The organism is Streptacidiphilus sp. EB129 (genome assembly GCF_041262645.1).
In the GTDB taxonomy this organism is placed as follows: domain Bacteria; phylum Actinomycetota; class Actinomycetes; order Streptomycetales; family Streptomycetaceae; genus Streptacidiphilus.
Genome location: NZ_JBGCCS010000004.1, coordinates 34,742 through 61,091, shown reverse-complemented (window position 1 = coordinate 61,091; position 26,350 = coordinate 34,742). Strand labels below are relative to the sequence as shown.

Genomic DNA, 26,350 nt, shown 5'->3' with positions numbered 1-26,350 from the left:
ACCATGTCCGGGGGGACCGGGCCCGCGGCGGCGAGTGGCCGGCCCGCCGACGAGGGGGCGGCGATCGGGGTGCAGGAGCGGCTCCGGGGGCTGGTGGACGTCACCGGGCCGGGGCCGGATCTGTCGGGCGGGGGGACGATCGCGGGGGTGGACGTGGCGTACGACGACGCGGGCGACCGGGTGGCCGCGGCGGCGGTGGTGCTGGACGCGGCGACCCACCGGGTGGTCGGCCAGGCCACCGCGGTCGGCCGGATCACCTTCCCCTACGTCTCCGGCCTGCTGGCCTTCCGCGAACTGCCCGCCGTCCTGGACGCGCTCGCCGCGCTGGGGCGGGCACCGGACCTGATCGTCTGCGACGGCTACGGTGTGGCCCACCCGCGTCGGCTCGGCCTGGCCAGCCACCTGGGGGTGCTCACCGGGATCCCGGCCTTCGGCGTCGCCAAGTCGCCCTTCCTGTACGCCTTCGACCCGCCGGGGCCGGAGCGCGGTGCCTCCTCGCCGCTGCTGGACGGGGCCGAGACGGTCGGCCGGGCGCTGCGGACCCGTACCGGGGTGAAGCCGGTGTTCGTCTCCGCCGGCCACCTCGTCGACCTCGACCAGGCCTGCGCGCACACCCTCGCGCTCAGCCCGCGGTTCCGGCTGCCGGAGACCACCCGGCTGGCCGACCGCCTCTGCCGCGCGGCCCTGGCGGCGGGCTGAGCACCGCCGCCCACCGGGCCGGCGTCACGCCAGCCCCTGCAACTGCAGCAGCAGCCTCTTGACCTCCGTCGCGTGGAACCGGGGCTGCTGCCGCACGGGGTCGGAGCAGAGCAGCATGGGCGCGTCGCGGTCGTCATCGGGCAGTCGGCCGTGGCTGCCGCGCACGCAGGTCGGATCCAGCGGGATCACGGTCAGCGGGGCGCGCAGCCCGGCCTTCTTCCCCAGTACCGCCAGTCCGGCCTTGGCCTTGGCCAGCGGGTCGGCCGGGTCGAAGAACAGCTCGGCCGGGTCGTATCCGGGCTTGCGGTGGATCTCGACGCCCCGGGCGAAGTCGGGAGCCCGTGCGTCGTCGAGCCAGTAGTAGTAGGTGAACCAGGCGTCGGGCTCGGCGACGGCGACCAGCTCGCCGGAGTTGGCGTGGTTGATCCCGTAGTCGGCCTGCTCGGTGCGGTCGTAGACGGCGTCGATACCGGCGACGCTCTTGAGCACGTCACGCACCCGGGGGATGTCCACCGGGTCCGGCACGTAGACGTGGGCGGCCTGGTGGTCCGCGACGGCGAAGGCGCGCGAGGTGTGCGGGTCGAGGTACTCCATGCCGCGCTGGACGAAGACCGACAGCAGACCCTCGCGGCGCAGCGCCCGGTTGATGTCGACCGGCCGGGAGACCGGCGAGATGCCGTACTCGCTCAGCGCGACCACGGTCGTGCCCCGGTCGCGGAGGTCGTCCAGCAGCGGGCCGAGGGCGGCGTCGGCCTCGCGGGCGGCCCGGACCGCCTGCGGGCTGTCGGGGCCGAAGCGCTGCAGGTCGTAGTCCAGGTGCGGGATGTAGATGAACGAGAGGTCGGGGCCGCGCCGGTCGATGACGTACCGGGCGGCGTCGACGATCCACCGGGTGGACGCCAGTCCCGCGGTCGGCCCCCAGTAGCTGAAGAGCGGGAAGTCCCCGTGCAGGGCCGCGAGTTCGTCGCGCAGCCCGGCCGGAACGGTGTAGCAGTCGGGCTGCTTGCGCCCGTCGTAGCGGTAGACCGGACGCGGCGTGAGCACCGTGTCGACCTGGGCGCCCATCGCCCACCACCAGCAGAGGTAGGCGGTGGTGTGGTCCGGGTCCCGGTCGCGGGCGGCCTGCCAGACCTTCTCCCCCTGCACCAGCCCGTTGTGCTGCCGCCACATGTGGATCTCGCCCTGGTCCCGGTGGTACCAGCCGTTGGCCACCGCGCCGTGGGCGCTGGGCAGCGTGCCGGTGGTGAGCGTGGCCTGGACCGTGGCCGTGACGGCCGGGAAGACGGTGTCGAGGGCGGCGGCGAAGCCCTGCTCGCCGATGGCCCGCAGGTTCGGCATGTGCGGCAGCAGTCGCGGGGTGAGGCCGACGGTGCAGAGCACGGCGACCTTCGGGGGCCGGTCGGCGGCCGTGCCGGCACGGTTGCGGCCGGGCACCGGGGCGGCCATCAGCTGCCGCCGCGGGCGATGGAGTTGCCCGCGTACGCGGCGCCGGCCTCGCGGGTGGTCGCAGCGCTGGTCGCAGCGGTGGTCTTAGCGGTGGTCTCCGGGTCGAGGTCGAGCCGGCCGCTCTGGCCGTAGAAGGTGACCGGGTTGCGCCACAGCACCCGGTCCACCTCGTCCTCGTCGAAGCCGGCCGCGAGCATGGCGTCGGCGGTGGTCCGGGTCAGCAGCGGGTCGCTGTGGCCCCAGTCCGCGGCGGAGTTCACCAGCATCCGCTCGGTGCCGTACCGCTGGAGGATCCGGACCATGCGCTCGGGGGTCATCTTGGTGTCCGGGTAGATGGAGAAGCCCATCCAGCAGCCGGAGTCGACGACCTCGCCGACGGTGACCTCGTTGAGGTGGTCCAGGACCACGAAGCCGGGGTCGATGCCGGAGTCCGCGATCACGGCCAGCGAGCGATCGGTGCCGCCGGCCTTGTCCCGGTGCGGGGTGTGCACCAGCGCGGGCAGTCCGTGCTCGACGGCCAGCGCGAGCTGGTACGAGAAGGCGTGCTCCTCGGCGGGGGTGACCGTGTCGAAGCCGATCTCGCCGAGGGCGACCACCCCGTCCTTGACCAGGTAGCGCGGCAGCAGGTCGAGCACCGGGGTGCAGCGCGGGTCGTTCGCCTCCTTGGGGTTGAGGCCGATGGTGCAGAAGTGCCGGATGTCGAACTGCGCGGCCCGGTACGGCTCCCAGCCCAGCAGCGCGTCGAAGTAGTCGGCGAAGCTGGCCGGCGAGGTACGGGGCTGGCCGAGCCAGAAGGCCGGCTCGACCAGGGCGCGGACCCCGGCGGCGTGCATGGCCCGGTAGTCGTCCGTGGTGCGCGATGTCATGTGGATGTGCGGGTCGAAGATCCTCATGGTGGCTTCTCCTCGAAGTCGTGGTCGACGGTCGGCGGGCGCCGTCGACGGGGCGTGCCCGGGTGGCGGGCGGTGCGCGGCAGGTGCCGGGCGGCGGGCGGATCAGCAGTACCGGGTGAGCAGCCAGATGTCGTCCGGCACCGGTCGGCCGGCCGCGCGCCTCTCGTCCGCGAACCCCAGGGCGATGCGGGCGAGTTCGGCGTCGCAGCGGTCGGTGAGGCCGGCCACCACCCCCAGCGGGACGCCCATGAACAGGCACTTCAGTACGCCCTGGCGCCAGCGGTGCTGGTCCAGCCGCTCCCGGGCGTAGGGGCCGAGGGCGGCGCCGACCAGCCGGATGTCGTTGGTGCGCAGCGCGTCGTCGACCAGCGGCAGCACCGCGTCCCCGACCGGCAGGAACGGCAGGGCGCGGATGACACCGCGGCGTTCCGCCGCGTCGCCCTGCTCGTACCGCAGGGTGGCCTCGGCGGCGGCGCGCTCCGGCGCGACGCCGAGCAGCAGCACGGTCCGGGCCGCGTCCTCCACCGCCCAGCCGGCCCAGCCCGGCAGCGGCTTGCGGCCGAAGGCCCGTCCCGCCGACGGGAACAGGGTGTCCAGCGCGCCCGGGTCGGCGGCGACGGCCTCGACGGCGGCGTTCAGCCGGGACTGGCCGAAGGCGTCGAGCACGGCTGTCAGCGAGGCCCGGAGCGAACGGAGGGTGAGCGCGTCGTGGACGGCGGACGGCGCGGGCACCCGCTGGGGCGGGCCCGCCGGCGGGGTTTTGGAGGCCGACGGGGTCTTGGAGGCCAGCGGGGGCAGGGAGTGGAGCAGGGGCAGGTCCGGTGCGGCGAGGGTCGTCATCGTGGTGCTTCCTTCCTCAGGAGTGATGCCGTCGGTACGGCGGCCTCGGATGCGGCGCGGAGGAACTCCAGACTGTGGCGGGCGGTGGCGGTGGCGGCGTGGCTGTGCCGGGGAAGCTCCACCGACACCAGCCCCCGGTAGCCGATCTCGGCGAGCGCCGCGAACACCGGCGGGAAGTCGATCTCCCCTTCGCCGAACGGGAGATGCTCGTGCACCCCGCGCCGCATGTCGTCGATCTGCACATGGGCGAGCCGGTCCGCCGCGAGCCGGACGCAGTCCGCGACCGGATGCGGCTCCAGGCAGCGGCAGTGCCCGATGTCGAGGGTGAGCAGCAGCCGCCGGTGGTCGCCGAGTTCGCCGGCCAGCCGGCGGTAGTCGGCCAGGGTGGCGACCAGCATCCCGGGTTCGGGCTCGAAGGCCAGGTCGATCCCGGCCCGGTCGGCGAGGTCGAGCGCGATGGCGCAGCCGTCGGTGAGACGGGCCCACGCCTCCCGCTCGCCCACCTCGGCGGGGGCGGTGCCGCTCCACAGGTGCACGGTCCCGGCGCCGAGCTCGCCCGCGATCTCGACGGCCCTGCCGAGCAGTTCGATGCGCCGCTCCCGGCCGTCCGTGGACATCAGCGTGGGCTGGTGCTTGAGCCAGGGATCGAGCAGATAGCGGGCGCCGGTCTCGACCACCACCGCGAGCCCGGTCCGGTCCAGGGCCCGCCGGACGTCGCGGATCCGGGCCGGCAGGTCCTGGGCGAACGGGTCCAGATGATGGGTGTCGAGAGTCAGCGACACCCCGTCGAAGCCCAGGTCGGCGAGCACCCGCAGGGCGTCCTGGATCCGGTGGTCGCCGAATCCGTTGGTCCCGTAGGCGAAGCGCAGTCCCGGTGCACCAATCTCTGACTGAGTGTCAGTACTGGCTGCTGGAACTACTTCTGACGTCCACTCGGCGATCAGGTCGAAGGTCATGTCGGCGACACCTTCCTGCCCAGCCGCCGGGCCAGCGGGAGCGCCGCCGCGAGCGGCAACGCGGCGAGGGTGGATCCAGCGGTTGCGGCCAGCGCCGCCTGCAGCGGCATCAGCGCGTGGATCCCGGCGCCGACCGCGCTGCGGACGTTCTCCGCGGTCGGCCGCCGCACGGCCCGGTACTGGGCGACACCGCAGGTCGCCAGGTACCCGGCGGCGAGGGCACCGCCGAGCACCCGGTGCCCGAGAGCCCGGTGTTCGAGGCCCGGGTGTTCGAGGCCCCGGTGTCCGGGACTCCGCCGCCCGAATGCCTGCCGCCCCGGTACGGCCCCGATCCCCCGTGCCACCGTGACCGCGGCGACCAGGCCGCTCGCGGCCAGGGTGGCGCCGGGGACGGCCCGGTCGGCCCCGCTCACCTCGCGGCGGCTGAGCACCGTGAGCGCGAAGGTGTGCGCGGAGACGGTGAGCGCCGCCGGGAGCGCGGCCCGCGTCCTTCCGGTGCCGGCCGCCCCCAGCAGGACGTCCAGGCCACGGGCGGCGGCCATCGCCGCCGGACCCGCCGGGGTGGCCTTCAGCGCCAGGTCGTACGCCCAGACGGCCCCCGCCAGCGGGACCGCCGTGCGCAGCGCCTTCGTACCGCCGCTGAGCGCGGCCAGGCCGAGGCCCGCGCCGGTCAGGCCGACGGCGATGCCGAGGGCGGCCGCGGGGCTGATCTCCCCTGCGGGGATCGGCCGTTCGGGCCGCTCCACCGCGTCCGTCTCCCGGTCGGCGTAGTCGTTGAGCGCCATTCCGGCCCAGTAGAGGCAGACCGAGGAGGCGGCCAGCCCCACCGTGGTCCGGCCGACCGCCGCCCCCGCGGCCGCCGCGCCGGCCAGCACGTCACCGGGCACGGTCAGTGCCGCGGGCGCACGGACCAGCCGCAGCACGGCGGCCGGGGTGGGCGTGGTCATGGCGTCCCCGGTGCCGGAGCACCGAGCCGCCGGGCCCAGTCACGGAGCACCGTGAACTGTTCCTCAAGGCTGTGCAGGGCGGAGCCGACCGGGTCCTTGAAGAAGAAGGCCAGTTCCGCGACCGGACCGCCGACCCCGGCCCGGTGGGCCAGCGCGGTGAACCGGGCGAGGTCGAGGATCAGCGGGGCGGCCAGCGCCGAGTCGCAGCCCTCCCAGGTGAACTGCATGGTCATCCGGGTGTCCAGGAATCCGTCGAAGACGATGTGGTCCCACGCCGTCTTCCAGTCCCCCAGCGCGGGGACGTTGTGGATGAACACCCCGCCCTCGACCGGATAGCCCAGTCCCTCGTCGAGCACCCTTCGCTTGGACTCCACCTTGCTCTCCGCCCGTGACGGTTCGGCGAGTGCCGCGCCGTCCCCGCCGCCCAGCAGATTGGTGCCCGACCAGGAGCGTACGGTCAGCGCGCGGCGGGTGAACATCGGCATCAGTACCGACTTGACGAGGGTCTCCCCGGTCTTGCCGTCACTGCCCGCGTACGGCAGTCCGGCGGCCCTGGCGTAGCTGTCGAGCGCCGGCGACCGGGCACCGGCCGAGGGCGTGAAGTCGACGTACGGGCAGCCCGCCTGGAGTGCCGCGTAGGCGTAGACGGCGCTGTAGGGGAGCGGGGACTCCCCCGCCGCGAGGGAGGCGTCCAGCGTCTCCAGGGCGGCCACGGCCGGATGCGGATCGCTGCGCGGTTCGGTGGAGGCGACGTTCACCACCACCACCCGGGCCAGTCCGGCCCGGCTCCGGAAGGACCGGATGTCGTCGGCGAGCGCGGCGATCAGGCGGTCCTGCCGCCCCTCCGCCAGCGCCCCGCCCACCGGCCGGATCTCCGCCTCGGCGGCCGCCAGCGCGCCGGCGGCCAGCGGGAGCAGCGCGGACGGCAGGACGCCGGCGGCGGCCAGCTGTTCGGCCCGCTTGGCGAGCGGGGTCTCGTCGATGTCGTGGCCGCCGAAGACCAGCCGGCCGAGTTCGGGCAGGTCCAGGCCGGCGAACGGTTCGAGTGCGCTGACCAGGCCGGTCGGTGCGACCGCGCCGGCCCCGACCGCCGCGGCGCCGACGACGGCGGTGGTCGCCACCGAACCCCGGGCCCCGATCAGCCAGACACCCGTCCGGTCCGTCGTGGTAGTCGCTGCTGTTGTGTCTGCGGTGTTCGTCATGGGTGTGGACACCTCCTAGCTGACGCCGACGGGGTAGGGGTAGGTCATGTACTGCTGGTCGATGTCCGCCGGGGACATGTGCAGCCACTTGCGGCGCAGCGGCTTCAGCACGGACTCCGGCAGACCCGGCATCAGGGTGTCCGTGGGCGGCTTGACGATGGACTGGATCTCCCAGGCGAGGCCGAGCATCGGGTCGATCCGGGCCCACTCGTCGGCGTGGATGCCGAGCATCTGCATGCCGCGGATGAAGCAGTGCCAGGAGTGGTAGCTGACCGGCGGGTGGCCGTCCATGATGTGGGTCTTCTGGCCCACGACCCGCCGCGGGTCGTACAGCACGCCCTGCCCGAAGTCCTCGAACGCGCCCATCAGTCCGTGGTAGTCGTCGCCGTAGTAGGTGTGGAAGACGCTGAGCTCGGCCGCCGAGATCACGGTCAGCGCGTCCTTCAGCGGGCTGACCAGGGTCTTGAAGCTGGCCGGGTAGGTGCCGGCGGTGCGCTGCGCCATGTAGTCACGGATGATCGAGACCTCGGGGTCGCCCGGCAGCACCGTGCTCAGCGCGTTGTTGGCGGCCATCACCGCAGGGGTGGCGCCGTCCCCGAGCTGCAGGTCGAACTGGTACCACATCTCGTTGGCGCGGGGGTCCCCGGACATGCCCGGCACGACCGGGATGACCGGGTCCCCGCCGCGCCGGCGGGCCGAGCGGGACGGGTTCCGGGGCTGCGTCAGGGTCGAGGCCGAGGCCGTGGCGACGCCCGCCACGGTGACGCCGCCGGCGACCAGCGCGGTACCGAAGACCCGGAGGGCCTGGCGGCGATGCATGGCATGGGACATGTGAACTCCATTTCCAGGGAGAGGAACTGATGCTGCGAAGAGGGGGCCACGCTTCGGGCGGTCCGAGGGGACGGCCCCGATGGGGGCCGGTCCGGGAGAGGTCCGGCGGCGGAATCCGGTGACGACCGGTCTGCTCTGCGGGACACCACGAGACTGCGAAGAGCTTCTGTACAGAACCTGTACGGGATCTATATCCGCGCTGTCCGGCTGCTGTTGTGCAGCTGGGCGGCCGCTGTACGGTCCACTGCGAGCGGCACCGCCGGATCGCCGGCGCCGTCCGCGCCCGGGTCCGGGTGGCGCAGGGACGGGCTGAGCGCGCCCAGCACGGCGACCAGGGCCATGCAGAGCGCGATCGCGGACACCGCCCCGGCCACGCCGAGCCCGTCCAGCAGGTAGCCGCCGGCGAGCGCCCCGAGCGCGCCCGCACCCGAGCCGACCAGGGTCAGCACGCTGCCCACCCGGCCCTGCATCGCGTCGGGGGTGACGCCGATCTGGTAGACCCCGCCGGCCACGTTGACCAGGCCGCCGACGTACGCCATGGCCGCCATCAGCGCGCCGAGCAGGACCGGATCGCGGGCCACCGCCAACCACGGCATCAGCACCGCCCACACCACGGTGGCGCCGAGGACGACGGCCCGTACGCCCACCCTCCTGGTCCACCACATCCCGGTGAGCGCGCCCACGGTGCCGCCGACGCCGCCGGTGGCGGTGATCAGGCCGAGCAGCAGCGCGGAGCCGCCCTCGTTCCTGACGATCACCACCAGGGCCAGACTGATGCCCTGGAACAGCAGGTTGGTGCCGGCGATCACGCCGATCAGTGCCCGCAGGAACCGGCGCCGCCAGGTCCAGGCGACGCCCTCGGCGACTTCGGTGGCCAGCCGCCGCGGCGGCCCCTCCCGGGCCGCCTGCATCGGCTTCCGGATCAGCAGCAGCGTCAGCAGCGAGAGCAGGTGGGTGGCCGCCGCGAAGAGGAACGGGGACCAGCGGGCGGCGGTGTAGAGCAGACCGCCGACCGGCTGGCCGAGCAGTCCGGCCGCCCGCCAGCGGGCCTCGTTGCTGGTGAGCGCGGCGGACAACTGTTCCTCCGGGACCAGTTGGCGCACCGCCGAGCGTTCGGCGAGCTGGTAGAAGACCGCCAGGCTGCCCTCCAGGAAGGAGGCCGCCAGCAGGTGCCCGAGGGTGATCCGGCCGACCAGCACCGCCACCGCCACCGAGCCGGTCACCAGGACCGAGCCGATGTCGCAGAGGATCATCAGCCGTCTGCGGTCCCAGCGGTCCACCACCGCCCCGGCCGGCAGCTGCACCAGCAGGCTGGGCAGCAGCGCGGCGAAGGCCACCAGACCGGCGTCACCGGCCGAACCGGTCTGCCACAGCACCAGGAACGGGTACGCCACCAGGCAGGCGCGGGCGCCGAGGAGGGTGAAGCCCACTCCGCCGGAGAGCAGCGCGAAGTCCCGGTTGCGGCGGAGCGGGCCGCCGCTCATCGGGCCGGCGCCGCCCCGGCGACGACGCCGGGCGCCAGCCCGAGCGCGGCGACGGAGGACGGTTCGCGGAGCGGGCCGCCACGGCTCCACTCCAGTACGGCCATGGCGCTGTTCATCTTGTTCTCGGCCTGCCGGAAGGCGATCGAGGCGGGGCCGTCCAGCACCTCCGCGGTGACCTCCTCGCCGCGGTGGGCCGGCAGGTCGTGCAGGAAGACGGCGTCCGGGCTGGTACGCCACAGTGCGGCGCCGACCTGGAAGGGCGCGAAGATCCGGCGCCAGTCGGGGTCGGGCTTGCTCGTCCCGGTGGTCTGCCAGCGGGTGGTGTAGACGGCGTCGACGTCGCGCGGCAGGTCGTCCATGTCGTGGCGCTCGACCACGGTGGCCCCGGTCCGGGCCGCGGTCGCGGCGGCCCGGACCAGCACGTCGGGGGCCAGCCCGTAGCCGGGCGGGGTGCGCAGCTCCAGGTGCACCGAACGGAACCGGGGCAGGGCGAGCGCCAGGGCGGCGGCGGTGTTGTTGCCCTCGCCGACGTAGAGCACCCGCAGTCCCTCGATCCGGCCGAACTGCCCCAGCAGCGTGGTGAGATCGGTGAGCGCCTGGGTCGGGTGCTCGTCCGCGCTCATCGCGTTCACCACGGCCATCCGGTCCTGGGAGGCCCAGCCGCGCATCTCCGCCGGGTCCCCGGCGGTCCTGGCGACCAGGAGGTCCAGCATGCCGGAGAGCACCCGGCCGGTGTCCTCGGTGCTCTCACCGGTGTTGAGCTGCAGGTCGCCGGGCCCGTACGCGATGATCCGCGCGCCCAGCCGCAGCGCCCCGCTGGAGAACGCGGTGCGGGTGCGGGTGGAGGTCCTGGCGAAGTAGATCCCGGCCACCGCACCGTCCAGCGGACGTTCCCCGGCGGCGCGGCCGGCGGCGAAGTCGGCGCCCCGGGTGACCAGCGACGCGAGGTCCGCGTCGGTGAGGTCGTCGATGGATATGAGATGACGCGCGGTCAGCGCCATGGTCGCTCCTTCAGCGTTGAGGTCTCTTCGGCGTTGAGCCCTGGGAAGTTGGGCCCTGGGAAGTCGTGCGGGAGGGGAGTTGGCGCGGTCACCAGCGGCGGCCGAGCACCGCGCTCCCGCCCTGGAGCAGCTCGATCGCGGCGCGGCCGACCTCCCGGCCGGAGTCGCTGTTGGTCAGCACGACGATTCCGTCGCCGTCCCGGACCCGGGTCAGGCTCATCGCCCAGTAGCCGTCGAACTCGCCGAAGGCGCCGAACTCCAGGTCGTCACCGGTGTTGTCGACCACGGTGGACAGCCCGTAGAGGGTGTCCTGATGCGGTGTCAGCATGGCCTGGGCGAGCGGCTGGTCGATCAGCTCCGCATCCAGCCCCAGGTAGGCCCGGCGGATCTCGACGGCGGCCCTGGCGAGGTCGCCCGCCGTGGTCCACAGTCCGCCGCCGGCCACCGACGGATGGATCGGCAGCCCCACCGGCACCGGCCGGCCGGCCTGGTCGTGGCCCAGTGCGACCGGTCGCCGGGACCGCTCGTGGTGGGCCCAGTCGTAGCAGCTGCGGACCATTCCCAGCGGCAGCAGCACCAGCTCGCGCATCAGCTCGGCGAAGGGCTCGCCGGTGAGGTCCGCCAGAACCTGCTCCAGCACCAGGTAGTTGAGCTTGTTCTTGCGGAACACCCGGCCCGGCGCGTGCTCGAACCCCACCGCGGGGGTGCGTGCCGGAGGACGCCCGTGCAGGGCGTCCGCCGTCCCGGGGACCGGGTCGCCGGGCAGGTACGGGTCGTGCGCGGGTTCGAGGGCGAGCCCGGACACATTGGCCAGCAACTGACGTACCGTCACCGGGCCGGCGCCCTCCGGGATCCGCCAGGAGCCGAGGTAGGCGTTGACGTCCTCGTCGAGGTCCAGCCGGCCCTGGGCGGCCAGGGTCAGCGCGCCCAGCGCGGTGATGTGCTTGCTGATCGAGGCGACCTTGAAGGGCGTGTCCGGCGTGACCGGCACCGTGGAACCGGCACCCACCACCCCGTACGCCTCGATCGCGACCAGCTCGCCGCCGCGCAGCAGGGCCACGCTCGCGCCCGGGACCTGGTGCTTCGCCATGATCTCCGGCAGCGTCGCCGGACCAGCCCGGCGGGCGCCGGCGGTGCCGGACGACTGCGCGGACGCCTGTCCGGACTCCGGCGCCGCGGCCTCGACGCCCGCCTGCCCGGCCTGCACCTGGCCGGCCTGCACCTGCTCGGCCAGCGCGACGGCGAGCAGCTCGATCGTCCCGGACTGGTAGAGCATCCGCAGCGTGAACGGCAGCCCGGCCTCCCTGGCCGCCGCCATCACCCGGAGCACGCTGATGGAGTCGCCGCCGAGCTCGAAGAAGCTGTCGGCGATGCCGACCTTCTCCACGCCCAGCACGCCGCTCCAGATCTCGGCCAGGGTGCTCTCGATACCGCCGCGCGGCGCCAGGTAGGGCCGCTCGGACCAGGTGGAGTCGCGGTCCGGCGCGGGCAGCGCCCGGTGGTCGAGCTTGCCGTTGACCGTGAGCGGGATGGACGGCAGGGCCACGAACGCGGCCGGAACCATGTAGCCGGGCAGCCGCTCCGCGCAGTGCGCGGACAGCTCCGCCGGGGAGGGCGCCCCCTCCCCCTCGGTGACCAGGTACGCGACCAGCCGGCCGCCGTCCGGACCCGCGTCGCGCGCCACCACCACGGCCTCGCGGACCCCGGGGTGCTCCAGCAGCACCGCCTGGATCTCGCCCGGCTCGATCCGGTAGCCGCGGATCTTCAGCTGCTCGTCCACCCGGCCGAGGAACTCCAGTTCGCGCCGCTCCGAGCCGGGCCGGACCCGCGCCAGGTCACCGGTGCGGTACATCCGGGCGCCGGGCGGCCCGTACGGGTCGGGCAGGAAGCGCTCGGCGGTCAGCGCGGGGCGGTGGGCGTAGCCCCGGGCGAGCCCGGCGCCGCCCACGTACAGCTCGCCGGGCACCCCGGCCGGGGTCAGCCGGCCGGCCGCGTCCAGGACGTAGACGCGGGTGTCGTCCACCGGGCCGCCCAGCGGGATCGCACCGCCGTCGGCGAGGTCCCGGGCACCGATCGGTCGGAAGGTGACATGCACCGTGGTCTCGGTCGGTCCGTACGCCTGGGCCAGCGCGGTGCCCTCCAGGCCGTGCAGGGACGTCCACTCGGCCAGGTCGGAGGCGTCCAGCCGGTCGCCGCCGAAGACCACGTGACGCAGGCTGAGCGCCCCGATCCGGGCCCGGTCGCCGTCGGCCGCGGTGATCAGCGCGCGGAACGCCACCGGGGACATCGCCAGCGTGGTCACCCGCTGCTCCGTCAGCAGGTCGAGCAGTTCCTCGGGGTTGCGGGCCACCGACGGCGGCACCACGGCGATGCTCCCGCCGTACAGCAGCGCGCCCCACATCTCCCAGACCGACACGTCGAAGGCATAGGAGTGCAGCAGTGCCCAGACCTGGGTGCTGTCGAAGGCGTGGCCACGGGCCGTGGCCGGGTAGAGCCGCAGCAGGTTGCCGTGGGTCAGGGTGACGCCCTTGGGCCGGCCGGAGCTGCCCGAGGTGTAGATCACGTACATCGCGTTGTCCGGGCCCGCCAGCGGCTCCGGGTTGCTGCCGGGCCGGGCCGCGAGCGCCGCGGCGTCCCCGTCCAGGGTGACCACGGCCCGGGCTCCCGCCGCCACCGCCGCGTGCTCGGTGCGGGTGACCACCATCGGGTGGCCCGCGTCGGCGAGCATGTACTCCAGCCGGTTGGCCGGCTGGGCCAGGTCCAGCGGCAGGTACGCGGCACCGGACTTGAGCACCCCGAGCAGCGTCGGCACCAGGTCGATGCCGGGCTCCAGCAGCACCCCGACGGTGGTCTCCGGACCGGCCCCGGCGTCGCGCAGGTGGTGCGCGAGCCGGTTGGCGCGCTCGTTGACCTCGGCATAACTCAGGCGCTGCGCGCCGAAGCTGACCGCGACCGCGTCCGGCGTCCGCGCGGCCCAGGCCTCGAAGGCCTGGTGCGCGCTGTCGGCGGCGACCGGCAGCGGCGCGGCCGCGTTCCGGTCCGCCAGCAGCGACTCCCTCTCGCCGGCCGGCAGGTACTCGGCCCGGGCGTCACCGTCGGCGTCGGCGGCCATCGCCTCCAGCACCGCCCGGTACATCCCGGCCAGCCGGTCCGCGTGCTCCCGGGCCAGGGCGTGGGTGTGGGTGCGCAGGCAGTAGTAGCCCGGGGTGGTCGGCACGCCCAGGGCGAACTCGGTGGAGTCGTCGCCCTCGCTGGCCATGGTGTCGACCAGCTCGGTGTCCATCTGGTCGAAGTCCTGGAAGGTGAACAGGACGTCGATCAGCCGGCGCCCGCCGCCCGCCTCGCGCTGGATCACCGGCATCGGGAAACGCCGGTGCTGCCACTGCTCGACCTCGCGGGCGAAGGTCTGCCGGACCAGGTCGCGCCAGGTCCGCGCGCCCCGGTCGTGCGGGAACGGCAGGCTGTTGAGCTGCATGCCGTAGACCTTGTCGGCGCCCTCCAGTTCGGGGCGGGCGCTGTAGACGAGGCCGGTGAAGAAGGCCGGCTCGTCGGTGACCATGCTCATCACCTTGAGGTGCGCGGAGTGCAGCACGGACTTCAGCGACACCCCGGCCGCGCTGGCCAGCGCCCGCAGCCCCGGCTCCAGGTCCTGGTGCGCCACGTAGACCTGGTAGTCCTCGCGCGGTCCCGAGGTGTCGGCCCAGTCGGACGGGAAGGCGAAGGCGGTGTACCGCTGGACGAGATCGTGCCAGTACCCGCGGTCCTCGGCCGAGTCCAGCGCGCGCAGTTCGGCCGCGATGAAGTCGGCGTAGCGCACGGCGGGCACCGGCGGCTGCTCGGGCCGGTCGCCGTCGCGCAGCGCCCGGTAGGCCGCCAGCACCTCCATCACCAGGGTGTGGAAGGTCCAGCCCTCGGTGACCGAGTGGCACTGGGTGAAGGTCAGCCGCCAGACGCTGTCGTCCTCGACCAGTGCGCCGACCCGCATCAGCGGGGCCCGGGTGGTGTCGAACACGTCGGCGCGCTCGGCGTCGGCGTAGTCGCGCACGGCCTGCTCGCGGTCCTGCTCGGACAGCGCCCGCAGGTCGCGCACGTCCACCGGGATGTCGGCCCGCTCGTGCACCAGTTGCATCGGGACGGAGTAGCCGGTGACGGCGAACGAGGTGCGCAGGATCTCGTGGCGGCCGGTGACCAGACGGACCGCCTCACGCAGCGAGTCGGCGTGGAACGGCCGGTCGTCGCGGATCCGGAACAGGGTGATGTTGTGGTAGCTGTTCAGCTCGTCGTCGGCGAGCATCTCCACCAGCATGCCCAGCTGCACCTGCGACATCGGGTACGCGTCGCTGACACCCTCAGGCAGGGACCCGCGGTCCTCGGCGGACAGCAGCGCGAACCGCTCCACCGGACGCTCGGCCACCGCCGCACCACGCCCGGCCACCGACGCCGCCAGCTCGGCCACGGTGCGGTGCTCGAACACGTCACGGACCGTCACATCGAGCCCGGCCGCACGCAGCGCGCCGACCAGCACCACGGCGCGGATGGAGTGCCCGCCGAGGTCGAAGAAGTTGTCGTGCACGCCGATCCGGTCGGCGTCCAGGACCTGCGACCAGGCGGTCGCGATCAGCTCCTCCAGCGGGCTGCGCGGGGCGAGGTACTCCCGGCCGGCGGTGAACGACGCCTCGTCCGGGGCGGGCAGAGCACGGCGGTCGATCTTGCCGTTGCGGTTCAGCGGCAGCCGGTCCAGTGCGGTGAACGCGCTGGGCACCATGTACGCGGGCAGCCGGGCCGCGCAGTGGGCGGCCAGTTCCGCGCCGCTCACCGCCGGTTCGCCCGACGGCACGTGGTAGGCGAGCAGCCGGGGGTCGCCCGAGGCGGACACCCGGGTGACCACCGTGACGTCCCTGATCCCCGGGTGCTCCGCCAGCACCGCCTGGATCTCCCCGAGTTCGATCCGGTGGCCGCGGATCTTGACCTGGTCGTCGATCCGGCCGAGGAAGTCGACCACGCCGCCGGGCAGCATCCGGGCCAGGTCGCCGGTGCGGTACAGCCGGGCGCCGGGCGCACCGTAGAGGTCGGGGACGAAGCGCTCGGCGGTCAGCACCGGCTGCCCCGCGTACCCGCGGGCCACCCCGGTCCCGCCCACGTACAGCTCGCCGGGCACGCCGACCGGCACCGGCCGCAGCCCGCGGTCCAGGACGTACGCCGTCATGCCGGGCAGCGGCCGGCCGATGGGCACGATCTCGCCCTGCTGCGGCTGGTCCACCGGCAGGATGGTGCTGCCCACCGAGGCCTCGGTCGGGCCGTACTCGTTGATCAGGCGCCCGGGTCCGAGGATCCGCAGCCAGCGGTCCGCGCTGCGGACCGGGAAGCCCTCGCCGGCCACCACCAGCACCTCCGCCAGCCGCTCCGCGCGCTCGTCGTCCAACTGGTGGCCGATGATCTCCAGGTGTCCCGGGGTCAGCTTGACGAAGCTGAACGGGCCCGCCGCCAGCAGCAGTTCGCCGAGGTTCTCGACCGCGAAGTCCTGCTCCAGCACATGCAGCCGCTGTCCGGTGACCAGCGGCGCCCACAGGTTGGGGACGACCAGGTCGAAGGCGACGGACGAGAACAGCGCCGCGCCCCCGGTGCCGCGTCCGGCCAGTTCCACGGCGGCCCAGCCGACGTGGTTGGCCAGCCCCCGGTGCGGCACCTGAACGCCCTTGGGGACGCCGGTCGACCCGGAGGTGTAGATCACGTAGGCGAGCCGGTCCGGGTCGGCGGGCACGCCGAGCGGCGTGGCCGGCCGGGCGGCGATCGCCGCCGCGTCCCGGTCGAGCAGGACGTGCGCGCCGTCGTAGCGGGCCGCGCCGGAGTCGTCCGCCCGGATCCGCTCCGCGTGCCCGGCCGTGGACACCAGGATCCGGGCACCGGCCGCGGCCAGCATCCGGCTGACCCGCGGCGCGGGCTGCTCCGGGTCGATCGGCAGGTAGGCCGCCCCCGCCTTCCACAGCGCCAGCAGCGACACGACCAGCTCCGGGCCCCGGTCCAGCAGCACTCCGACGATCGACTCGGGACCGGCTCCGGCGGCGCTCAGATGCTGCGCCAGCCGGTTGGCCCGCTCGTCGAGCCGGGCGTAACTGAGGCGCTGCGCGCCGAAGGTGACGGCGTCCGCGTCCGGGGTCCGCGCGGCCCACTCCTCGAAGGCCTGGAGCACGCCGACCACGTTGGCCGTCGCCGGGGCGCAGCTGCTCCACCGCTCCAGCAGCGTCTCCCGCTCACCGGCGGGGAGGTACTCGGCCCGCGCGTCGCCGTCCGGGTCCGCGACCATGGCCTCCAGCACCGCCCGGTACATCCCGGCCAGCCGGTCGGCGTGCTCGCGGGTCAGTGCGTGGGTGTCGGTGTTCAGCACCACGTGGCCGCCGATGACCAGGGTGGCCAGCGAGAACTCGGTGAGGCTGTCGTCGATGCTGGCCTGGAAGTCCACCAGGTCGGTGTCGACCTGGTGGAAGTCCAGGTAGCTGAACCGCACGTCGAGCAGCCGGTTGCCCTCGCCCTCCCCACGCTGGATCACCGGCATCGGGAAGCGCCGGTGCGGCCAGAGCTCGACCTCGCGGGCGAAGGTCTGCCGGACCAGCTCGCGCCAGGTGCGCGCGCTGCGGTCGTAGCCGAACGGCAGGCTGTTCAGGTACATCCCGTAGACCCGGTCGGCACCCTCGACCTCCGGGCGGGCGTTGCACACCAGTCCGGTGAAGAAGGCCGGCTCGTCGGTGACCATGCTCATCACCTTGAGGTGCGCCGAGTGCAGCACGCTCTTCAGCGACACCCCGGCCGCGCTGGCCAGCGCCCGCAGCCCCTGGTCCAGATCCTGGTACGGGATCCGGACCCGGTACGGCACGCGCGGCTGCGCCGGGTCGCCGGCCCAGGCGGCCGGCAGCGCGAAGGTCGCGTGCCGCCGGACCACGTCCTGCCAGTACCCGCGGTCCTCGGCCGAGTCCAGCGCGCGCAGTTCGGCCGCGATGAAGTCGGCGTAGCGCACGGCGGGCACCGCGGGCTGCTCGGGCTCGCTGCCGTCGCGCAGCGTCCGGTAGGCCGCCAGCACCTCCATCAGCAGCGAGTGGAAACTCCAGCCCTCCAGGATCGAGTGGCACTCGGTGAGCCCGAACCACCAGCTCCCCTCGTCGATCAGATGCGCGGAGATCCGCAGCAGCGGCGCCCGGGTGGTGTCGAACACGTTCGCGCGCTCGGCGGCGTTGTAGTCGCGCAGGGCCTGCTGCTGCTCCTCCTCGGGCAGCGCCCGCAGATCGCGCACGTCCACCGGCAACTCGGCCTGCTCGTGCACCAGTTGCATCGGAACGGAGTAGCCGGTGACGGCGAACGAGGTGCGCAGCATCTCGTGCCGCGCGGTGATCAGGCGCGCCGCCTCGCGCAGCGAGTCGGCGTGGAACGGCCGGTCGTCGCGGATCCGGAACAGGGTGATGTTGTGGTAGCTGTTCAGCTCTTCGTCGGCGAGCATCTCCACCAGCATGCCCAGCTGCACCTGCGACATCGGGTACGCGTCACTGACACCCTCCGGCAGCCGCCCGCGGTCCTCGGCGGACAGCAGCGCGAACCGCTCCACCGGACGCTCGGCCACCGCCGCACCACGTCCGGCCACCGACGCCGCCAGCTCGGCCACGGTGCGGAACTCGAACACGTCGCGCACCGAGACGTCGAAGCCGGCCGCGCGGAGTGCACCCACCAGCACCACCGCGCGGATCGAGTCCCCGCCGAGGTCGAAGAAGTTGTCGTGGATGCCGATGGGGGTGGTGTGGCCCAGGACCTGGGTCCAGATGTCGGCCAGTTGTTCCTCGGCCGGGTTGCGCGGCGCGGTGTAGGCCCGCCCGGCCCGCTGGTCGGCACTGCCCGGGGCGGGCAGCGCACGGCGGTCCAGCTTCCCGTTCGCCGTCAACGGCAGCCCCTCCAGCACCACAAACGCCGCCGGCACCATGTACGACGGCAACACCGACGACAGGTGCGACCGCAGCGTCACCGCGTCCGGCAGCTGCCCGGGCACGCCGGTCACATACGCCACCAGACGCCTGTCACCCGGACTGTCCTCGCGCACCACCACCACCGCGTCACGCACCGAGGCGTGCGCGGCCAGCTGCGCCTGCACCTCACCCAGCTCGATCCGATACCCACGGATCTTCACCTGGTCATCGATCCGCCCCAGGAAATCCAGCGTCCCATCCGCATTACGCCGCGCCAGATCCCCACTGCGATACAACCGCTCACCCACCCCACCAAACGGATCCGGCACAAACCGCTCCGCCGTCAAACCCGGACGACCCAGATACCCCCGCGTCACCCCCGGACCACCCACAAAGATCTCACCCGGCACACCCACCGGCACCAACTCACCAAACCGATCCAGCAGACGAATCGTCAGATCCCCCAACGGACGCCCCACCGGATTCCCACCAGCACCCAAGTCACCGTCCACCACCCGGTGATACGTCGAATGCACCGTCGTCTCAGTGATCCCGTACATGTTCACCAGACGCGGAGCATCCAACCCCAGCCGCCCGATCCACGGCGCCAGATCCGGGAAGTCCAACCGCTCCCCCGCGAACACCACCGCCCGCAACCGCAACCGATCAACCCTCGGATCACCCGCACCCGCCGCACCCACCAACGCCCGAAACGCCGACGGCGTCTGATTCAGCACCGTCACCCCGTGCTCCACCAACAGATCCAGGAACTCATCAGGCGCCCGCGCCACCTCCACCGGCACCACCACCAGCCGGCCCCCATGCGCCAACGCCCCCCACAACTCCCACACCGACACATCAAACGCATACGAATGGAACAACGGCCACACATCACCAGGACCAAACCCGTACTCCCGAGCCGTCACCCCCAGCAACCGCAACACATTCCCATGCGACACACACACCCCCTTCGGCCGACCCGTCGACCCCGACGTATAAATCACATACGCCAACGCCTCCGACCCCACCGACACACCCACATCCGAACCATCCAACCCATCAATCACCTCCCCATCCCGATCCAGCACCACCAGCACACCATCAAAAACACCCGCCAACCGATCCACAAACCCCGACGTCGTCACCACCACCCGCGCACCGGTATCCCCCAACACAAAACCCCACCGATCCACCGGATGCGCCGGATCCAACGGCACATACGCACCACCAGCCTTCAACACCCCCAACAACGAAGGAACCAAATCCCCACCACGCTCCAAACACACCCCCACCAACGACTCAACACCCACCCCCAACGAACCCAAATACCGCGCCAACCGATTCGCCCGACCATTCAACTCCCCATACGACAACTCCACCCCACCAGCAACCACCGCCACCGCACCCGAATCAACAACAACCCGCCCCTCAAACACCCCATGCAACACACCACCAGCAACAGCGCCATCCACAGCCGTCCCGACCTCGGCACCAGCAGCCACCAACGCCAACTCCGCCGCCGACAACAACCCCACCCGCGACACCCGAACCCCCGGATCCCGCACCAACCCCTCCAACAACCGCACAAACGCCCCAGCAAAACCCTCCACCCACACCCGATCAAACAACCCCACCGCAAACTCCACCTGCCCCCGCAACCCACCACCGGGGGTTTCCTCGATCTGCAGGGCCAGGTCGAACTTGGCGATGCTCCAGGGCAGTTCGACGACCTCGCTGCGCAGGCCCGGCAGGTCGAGGGCGCCGGCCGCCGACTCGTGCAGGGTGAACGCGACCTGGAACAGCGGGGTGCGCGAGGTGTCACGCTCCGGGCTGAGCTCGTCCACCAGGCGCGCGAACGGCACCTCCTGGTGGTCGAAGGCACCCAGAGTGGTGCTCCGAGCGTCGGCCAGCAGCTCGGCGAAGGTCGGCTCACCCTCCCAGCGACCGCGCATCACCAACGAGTTGATGCCGTAGCCGATCATCCGCTGCAGTTCGGGCCGGGTCCGCTCGGACACCACGGTGCCCACCGCGATGTCGTCGCGGCCGGTGTAGCGGGAGAGTATCGCGTTGAAGGCGGCGAGCAGCGCCATGAACGGGGTGACCCCCTGAGCCCGGCACAGCTCGCGCAGGCCCGCGGTGACCTCGGCCGGAACCTCCAGCGGTACGGCCGAGCCGCGCCAGTCGCGTACCGGAGGACGCGGGCGTGCCGTGGGAAGCTCGGTCGCGACCGAGCCGGACAGTTGCTCGCGCCAGTAGCCGAGCCGACGCTCCAGCTCGGGGCCGGCGATCCGCTGCCGCTGCCAGGCCGCGAAGTCGGCGTACTGCACCGCGAGTTCGGGCAGCGGGGACGGGCGCCCCTCGGCGAAGGCGCCGTAGAGCGCGCCCAGGTCCTGCTCGAAGACCTGGGTGGACCAGGCGTCGCAGGCGATGTGGTGGAAGACGACCACGAGGATGTGGTCCTCGGCGCCCAGGCGCAGCAGCGTCATCCGCACCGGCCACTGCTCGGCGAGGTCGAAGGGCTCGGCTGCGAGCTCCGCACCCACCTCGATGGCGCGGTCCTCGCGCTGGTTCTCGGGCAGATCGGTGAGGTCGACCACGGGCACCTCGACCGCCCGCAGCGCGTCGACGACCTGCACCGGCTCGGTGCCCTCCAGCCGGTAGCGGGTGCGCAGGATCTCGTGCCGCGCCAGCAGCGCCTCCCAGGCCGTGTGCAGGGCGGCGGTGTCCAGTGGACCGCGCAGCCGCCGGAGCAGCGGCACCAGGTACTCGGGGCTCGCGGGGTCCAGCCGGTCCAGGAACCACAGCTGCTGCTGTCCGAACGACAGCGGCAGCGGGCTGCTCCGGTCCACCGTGGGAATCCCCGCCCGGGCCGGGCCGCGCCGGCCGGCGAGCCGCTGCCGCAGCAGTTCCTCGCGCAGTTGCTGCGCGCGCAGCTCCTCCCCGGAAGCGGCGGTCATCTCGGCAGAAACGGCGGTCATCTCAATCTCTCCGGTACTCATATCGTCCGCTCCCCCGCAAGCATCGGGTCCGTCAGCAACGCGGAATCGGCGAGCTGCGCGATTTCCGCCCTGATCTGCTCTTCCACCGCCGTGGCCAGGGAGGCCACGGTGGGCATGTCGAAAATGGTGCGTACGGGCAGCTCGATGTCGAACTGCTCCTGAATCAGTGCCACCAGCCGGAGACCCAGCAGTGAATTCCCGCCGAGGTCGAAGAAGTTGTCGTGGATGCCGATGGGGGTGGTGTGGCCCAGGACCTGGGTCCAGATGTCGGCCAGTTGTTCCTCGGCCGGGTTGCGCGGCGCGGTGTAGGCCCGCCCGGCCCGCTGGTCGGCACTGCCCGGGGCGGGCAGCGCACGGCGGTCCAGCTTCCCGTTCGCCGTCAACGGCAGCCCCTCCAGCACCACAAACGCCGCCGGCACCATGTACGACGGCAACACCGACGACAGGTGCGACCGCAGCGTCACCGCGTCCGGCAGCTGCCCGGGCACGCCGGTCACATACGCCACCAGACGCCTGTCACCCGGACTGTCCTCGCGCACCACCACCACCGCGTCACGCACCGAGGCGTGCGCGGCCAGCTGCGCCTGCACCTCACCCAGCTCGATCCGATACCCACGGATCTTCACCTGGTCATCGATCCGCCCCAGGAAATCCAGCGTCCCATCCGCATTACGCCGCGCCAGATCCCCACTGCGATACAACCGCTCACCCACCCCACCAAACGGATCCGGCACAAACCGCTCCGCCGTCAAACCCGGACGACCCAGATACCCCCGCGTCACCCCCGGACCACCCACAAAGATCTCACCCGGCACACCCACCGGCACCAACTCACCAAACCGATCCAGCAGACGAATCGTCAGAACCCCCAACCGACGCCCCACCGGATTCCCACCCGCACCCAAGTCACCGTCCACCACCCGGTGATACGTCGAATGCACCGTCGTCTCAGTGATCCCGTACATGTTCACCAGACGCGGAGCATCCAACCCCAGCCGCCCGATCCACGGCGCCAGATCCGGGAAGTCCAACCGCTCCCCCGCGAACACCACCGCCCGCAACCGCAACCGATCAACCCTCGGATCACCCGCACCCGCCGCACCCACCAACGCCCGAAACGCCGACGGCGTCTGATTCAGCACCGTCACCCCGTGCTCCACCAACAGATCCAGGAACTCATCAGGCGCCCGCGCCACCTCCACCGGCACCACCACCAGCCGGCCCCCATGCGCCAACGCCCCCCACAACTCCCACACCGACACATCAAACGCATACGAATGGAACAACGGCCACACATCACCAGGACCAAACCCGTACTCCCGAGCCGTCACCCCCAGCAACCGCAACACATTCCCATGCGACACACACACCCCCTTCGGCCGACCCGTCGACCCCGACGTATAAATCACATACGCCAACGCCTCCGACCCCACCGACACACCCACATCCGAACCATCAAACCCATCAATCACCTCCCCATCCCGATCCAGCACCACCAGCACACCATCAAAAACACCCGCCAACCGATCCACAAACCCCGACGTCGTCACCACCACCCGCGCACCGGTATCCCCCAACACAAAACCCCACCGATCCACCGGATGCGCCGGATCCAACGGCACATACGCACCACCAGCCTTCAACACCCCCAACAACGAAGGAACCAAATCCCCACCACGCTCCAAACACACCCCCACCAACGACTCAACACCCACCCCCAACGAACCCAAATACCGCGCCAACCGATTCGCCCGACCATTCAACTCCCCATACGACAACTCCACCCCACCAGCAACCACCGCCACCGCACCCGAATCAACAACAACCCGCCCCTCAAACACCCCATGCAACACACCACCAGCAACAGCGCCATCCACAGCCGTCCCGACCTCGGCACCAGCAGCCACCAACGCCAACTCCGCCGCCGACAACAACCCCACCCGCGACACCCGAACCCCCGGATCCCGCACCAACCCCTCCAACAACCGCACAAACGCCCCAGCAAAACCCTCCACCCACACCCGATCAAACAACCCCACCGCAAACTCCACCTGCCCCCGCAACCCACCGGTGACGGAGTCATGGTGGACGAACAGGGTGAGGTCGGTCTTGGCGACCTGCCAGCTCTCGCCGAGCGCGGCCAGGTCTGCGTCGCTGAGCGCGGAGGCGGACCGGCCCTCGTCCAGGAAGTCGAAGGCGACCTGGTAGAGAGGGGTGCGGGAGAGGTTGCGCTCCGGGCTGAGTTCGTCCACCAGGCGCGCGAACGGCACCTCCTGGTGGGCGAAGGCACCCAGGGCGGTGTCCCGTACCCGGCCGAGGGCGGTACCGAAGTCGGGCTCCCCGCTCAGGTCGCAGCGCAGCACCAGGTCGTTGATGAAGCAGCCGGCCAGCTCCGAGGTCTCCGAATGCGAGCGGCCGAGGACCGGCGTGCCCACCGCGATGTCGTCGCGTCCGGTGTAGCGGGAGAGCAGCACCGCGAACGCGGCGAGCAGCGTCATGAACGGTGTCGCGCCGTGCTCCCGACCGAAGTCGGTGACCTCGTGGGCCAGTTCGTCCGGGATGGTGAAGCCCACCACGGACCCGCGCGAGTCGCGCACGGCCGGGCGGGGGCGGGCGGTGGGAAGCTCCAGCGGGCTGAGGCCGTCCAGGGCCGCCCGCCAGTAGTCCAGTTGCTGGTCGGCCTCCGCGCCGCTCACCCGATCCCGGTGCCAGACGGCGTAGTCGGCGTACTGCAGCTCCGGCTCGGGAAGAGCCTCGGTGTCCTCGCAGATCACCCGCAGGTCGTGCTCCAGCACCACGGACGACCAGCCGTCGGAGGCGATGTGATGGATGGTCAGCAGCAGCAGGTGGTCCTCGCCCGGCATCCGGAGCAGCAGTGCCCGCCACACCGGTCCGCGGGTTAGGTCGAACCCCCGCGCCAGCTGCGCGGTGAGTGCGGCGACGACACCCTCGCCGGCCGTCTCGGCGACGAGCAGATCAATCTCACGCAGGTCAATCTCACTGTGTGCGTCGATCAGCTGCACCGGTTCGCCCTCGTGGGTGGCGTACCGGGTGCGCAGGATCTCGTGCCGGTCGGAGAGGGCCCGGAGGGCGTCGCGCACCTCGTCGGCGGCGAGCCTGGCCGGCAGCCGGAGCAGTACCGGGGTGACCCACTCGGGGCTGGCCGGGCTCATCCGGTCCAGGAACCAGAGCCGCTCCTGGGTGAACGACAGCGGCAGCGGGCGGTCGCGTGGAACAGTCGGGATGCCGTCCCGCTGCTTGCCGGTGACGCCGAGCAGCAGCGCCTGGTCCTCGACGGTGGTGGAGGTGAACAGGTCCTGGAGCTCGACGGAGGCGCCCGACTCGGCGGTCAGCCGGCCCAGCAGCCGGGTGATCAGCAGGGACGAGCCGCCGAGCTGGAAGAAGTCGTCGTCCACCGCGATCCGGCCGGTCAGGCCGAGGAGGTCGGCCCAGATCCGGGCGACCAGGCGCTCGTCGTCCGTCCGCGGGGCGACCCGGTCCGGCCGGTCGTCCTCCGAGGGATGGGGGACGGGCAGGGCCTTGCGGTCGACCTTGCCGCTCGCGGTGAGCGGGAACGCGTCGACGGTGACGAAGACCGAGGGGATCAGCGCCTCGGTCAGGCTGCCGCGCAGGAAGGAGCGCAACTCGGCGACGGGGACCGGCTCGGCGCGCGGCCGTACGTAGCCGGCCAGCCTGGCCGTTCCGTCGGGCGCGTGGAAGGCGGTGACGACGGCACCGGCCAGGCCCGGGTGGGCGGCGAGTGCGGCCTCGGCCTCACCGGGCTCGACCCGGGTGCCGTTGATCTTGACCTGCTGGTCGATCCGGCCCAGGTACTCCAGGGTGCCGTCGGCGCGCCAGCGGACCCGGTCCCCGGTGCGGTAGAGCCGCTGCCCGCTGGTGCCGTACGGATCGGGGACGAAGCTCTCGGCGGTGAGCGCGGGACGGCCGAGGTAGCCACGGGCGACCCCGGTACCGCCGGCGAACAGTTCACCGGGCACACCGATCGGCACCGGATCGCCGTTCGGGCCGAGCACCAGCACCCGCATGCCCTCGATCGGCCGACCGATCGGTACCGGGCCCTGCTGCTGCCCCTGGTCGAGCGGGTGGGCGGTGATGTCGATGGAGCACTCGGTGGGTCCGTAGGTGTTCCAGACGCCGGCCCTGATCCGGTCCGGCAGCCTGCGGCAGAGCTCGGCGTGCAGCGGCTCCCCCGCCGAGAACAGCAGTCGGAGAGCGGTGCACTCGTCCCAGCCGGGCTCCTCGACGAGCAGCCGCAGCACCGAGGGCACCACCTGCAGCACGGTGATCCGCTGCTCGGCGACGGTGCGCAGCAGCAGCGCCGGGTCCCGCTCGGCACCCTCGGGGGCGAGCACCACGGTCCCGCCGCTGACCAGCGGGGCGAAGATCTCCCAGCCGGCGGCGTCGAAGGTGACCGTGGTCTTCTGCAGCACCCGGTCGCCCGCGCCGAGTTCGTGCCGGCGCACGGTCCAGCCCACGCGGTTGGCGATGCCCGCGTGGTGGACCACGACCCCCTTGGGCCGCCCGGTCGACCCGGAGGTGTAGATGGCGTAGGCGGCGCCCGAGGGCGACACGCTCACCCCCTCCTCCGGACCGCTGGTCCCGTCCACGGGCGGCAGCTCGTCCACCCGCAGCAGCGGCACGTCGAAGGCCTGCACCGACGGGGCCGAGGCCGCGTCGGTGAGGACCAGCCGCGCCCGGGTGTCCTGCAGCACCCAGGCGGTTCTGGCCCGCGGGTGCCCCGGGTCCAGCGGCACATAGCAGGCACCCGCCTTCCACACCCCGAGCAGCGCGACCACCAGGTCCACGCCGCGCGGCAGGCAGACCGCCACCAGATCCTCGGCCCCGATGCCACGGGCCCGCAGGCTCCGCGCCAGCGCGTCCGACCGCTGGTCCAACTCCCGGTAGCCGACCCGGAGTCCACCTGCGATGACGGCGGTGGCATCCGGGGTCAGGGCCGCCTGGCGCCGGAACCGTTCGTGCAACAGCTCCTGGGAATCCACCACTGCTCCTCAACACCTGAAAGTTGACGTCGGCCTGCTCTATACCTGCTCGTGTGCCGTCCGGCTGCGCTGTGCCGGGCCCTGC

Annotated in this window: 12 protein-coding genes; 1 reads left to right on the top strand and 11 read right to left on the bottom strand. The window is 72.4% G+C overall.

Features of this window, described 5'->3' with window-relative positions; translation table 11 throughout:
- The first annotated feature begins 3 nt into the window (after positions 1 to 3).
- A complete protein-coding gene (locus ABH925_RS06565; RefSeq protein ID WP_370146058.1) occupies positions 4 to 699 on the top strand; it encodes an endonuclease V in 696 nt (231 codons plus the stop codon).
- 24 nt (positions 700 to 723) lie between these two features.
- Here ABH925_RS06565 and ABH925_RS06560 read toward each other — a convergent pair whose 3' ends face one another.
- The 11 genes from ABH925_RS06560 to ABH925_RS06510 form a co-directional block, all read right to left on the bottom strand.
- On the bottom strand, positions 724 to 2,145 hold the full coding sequence (locus ABH925_RS06560) for an alkaline phosphatase family protein (protein ID WP_370146056.1): 1,422 nt from the start codon (positions 2,143 to 2,145) through the stop codon (positions 724 to 726).
- Positions 2,145 to 3,038, bottom strand: coding sequence for a TatD family hydrolase (locus tag ABH925_RS06555; RefSeq protein WP_370146054.1), 894 nt, complete (start codon positions 3,036 to 3,038; stop codon positions 2,145 to 2,147). The genes ABH925_RS06560 and ABH925_RS06555 overlap by 1 nt, the downstream gene beginning before the upstream one ends.
- 102 nt (positions 3,039 to 3,140) lie before the next feature.
- Positions 3,141 to 3,878 (bottom strand): EboA domain-containing protein, encoded by a 738-nt coding sequence (locus tag ABH925_RS06550; protein ID WP_370146052.1) that lies wholly within the window; start codon positions 3,876 to 3,878, stop codon positions 3,141 to 3,143.
- Positions 3,875 to 4,834 (bottom strand): sugar phosphate isomerase/epimerase family protein, encoded by a 960-nt coding sequence (locus ABH925_RS06545; protein WP_370146051.1) that lies wholly within the window; start codon positions 4,832 to 4,834, stop codon positions 3,875 to 3,877. The genes ABH925_RS06550 and ABH925_RS06545 overlap by 4 nt, the downstream gene beginning before the upstream one ends.
- Positions 4,831 to 5,781 carry an SCO3242 family prenyltransferase gene (locus ABH925_RS06540; RefSeq protein ID WP_370146050.1) on the bottom strand — a complete coding sequence of 317 codons (951 nt, stop codon included), beginning with the start codon at positions 5,779 to 5,781 and terminating at the stop codon, positions 4,831 to 4,833. The genes ABH925_RS06545 and ABH925_RS06540 overlap by 4 nt, the downstream gene beginning before the upstream one ends.
- Positions 5,778 to 6,983 carry an inositol-3-phosphate synthase gene (locus ABH925_RS06535; protein ID WP_370146049.1) on the bottom strand — a complete coding sequence of 402 codons (1,206 nt, stop codon included), beginning with the start codon at positions 6,981 to 6,983 and terminating at the stop codon, positions 5,778 to 5,780. The genes ABH925_RS06540 and ABH925_RS06535 overlap by 4 nt, the downstream gene beginning before the upstream one ends.
- Before the next feature lie 15 nt (positions 6,984 to 6,998).
- Positions 6,999 to 7,814, bottom strand: a complete 816-nt coding sequence (locus ABH925_RS06530) for a hypothetical protein (protein WP_370146047.1) — start codon at positions 7,812 to 7,814, stop codon at positions 6,999 to 7,001.
- Between the two features lie 188 nt (positions 7,815 to 8,002).
- Entirely contained in the window at positions 8,003 to 9,298 is a 1,296-nt protein-coding gene (locus ABH925_RS06525) for an MFS transporter (protein WP_370146046.1), read from the bottom strand.
- Positions 9,295 to 10,299: an ornithine carbamoyltransferase gene (locus ABH925_RS06520; RefSeq protein ID WP_370146044.1), complete on the bottom strand. Its 1,005-nt coding sequence runs from the start codon at positions 10,297 to 10,299 to the stop codon at positions 9,295 to 9,297. Before ABH925_RS06520 ends, ABH925_RS06525 begins: the two co-directional genes overlap by 4 nt.
- An 88-nt stretch (positions 10,300 to 10,387) precedes the next feature.
- Positions 10,388 to 21,244 (bottom strand): amino acid adenylation domain-containing protein, encoded by a 10,857-nt coding sequence (locus ABH925_RS06515; RefSeq protein ID WP_370146043.1) that lies wholly within the window; start codon positions 21,242 to 21,244, stop codon positions 10,388 to 10,390.
- Positions 21,241 to 26,265 (bottom strand): amino acid adenylation domain-containing protein, encoded by a 5,025-nt coding sequence (locus tag ABH925_RS06510; protein ID WP_370146041.1) that lies wholly within the window; start codon positions 26,263 to 26,265, stop codon positions 21,241 to 21,243. Before ABH925_RS06510 ends, ABH925_RS06515 begins: the two co-directional genes overlap by 4 nt.
- Positions 26,266 to 26,350 lie beyond the last annotated feature (85 nt).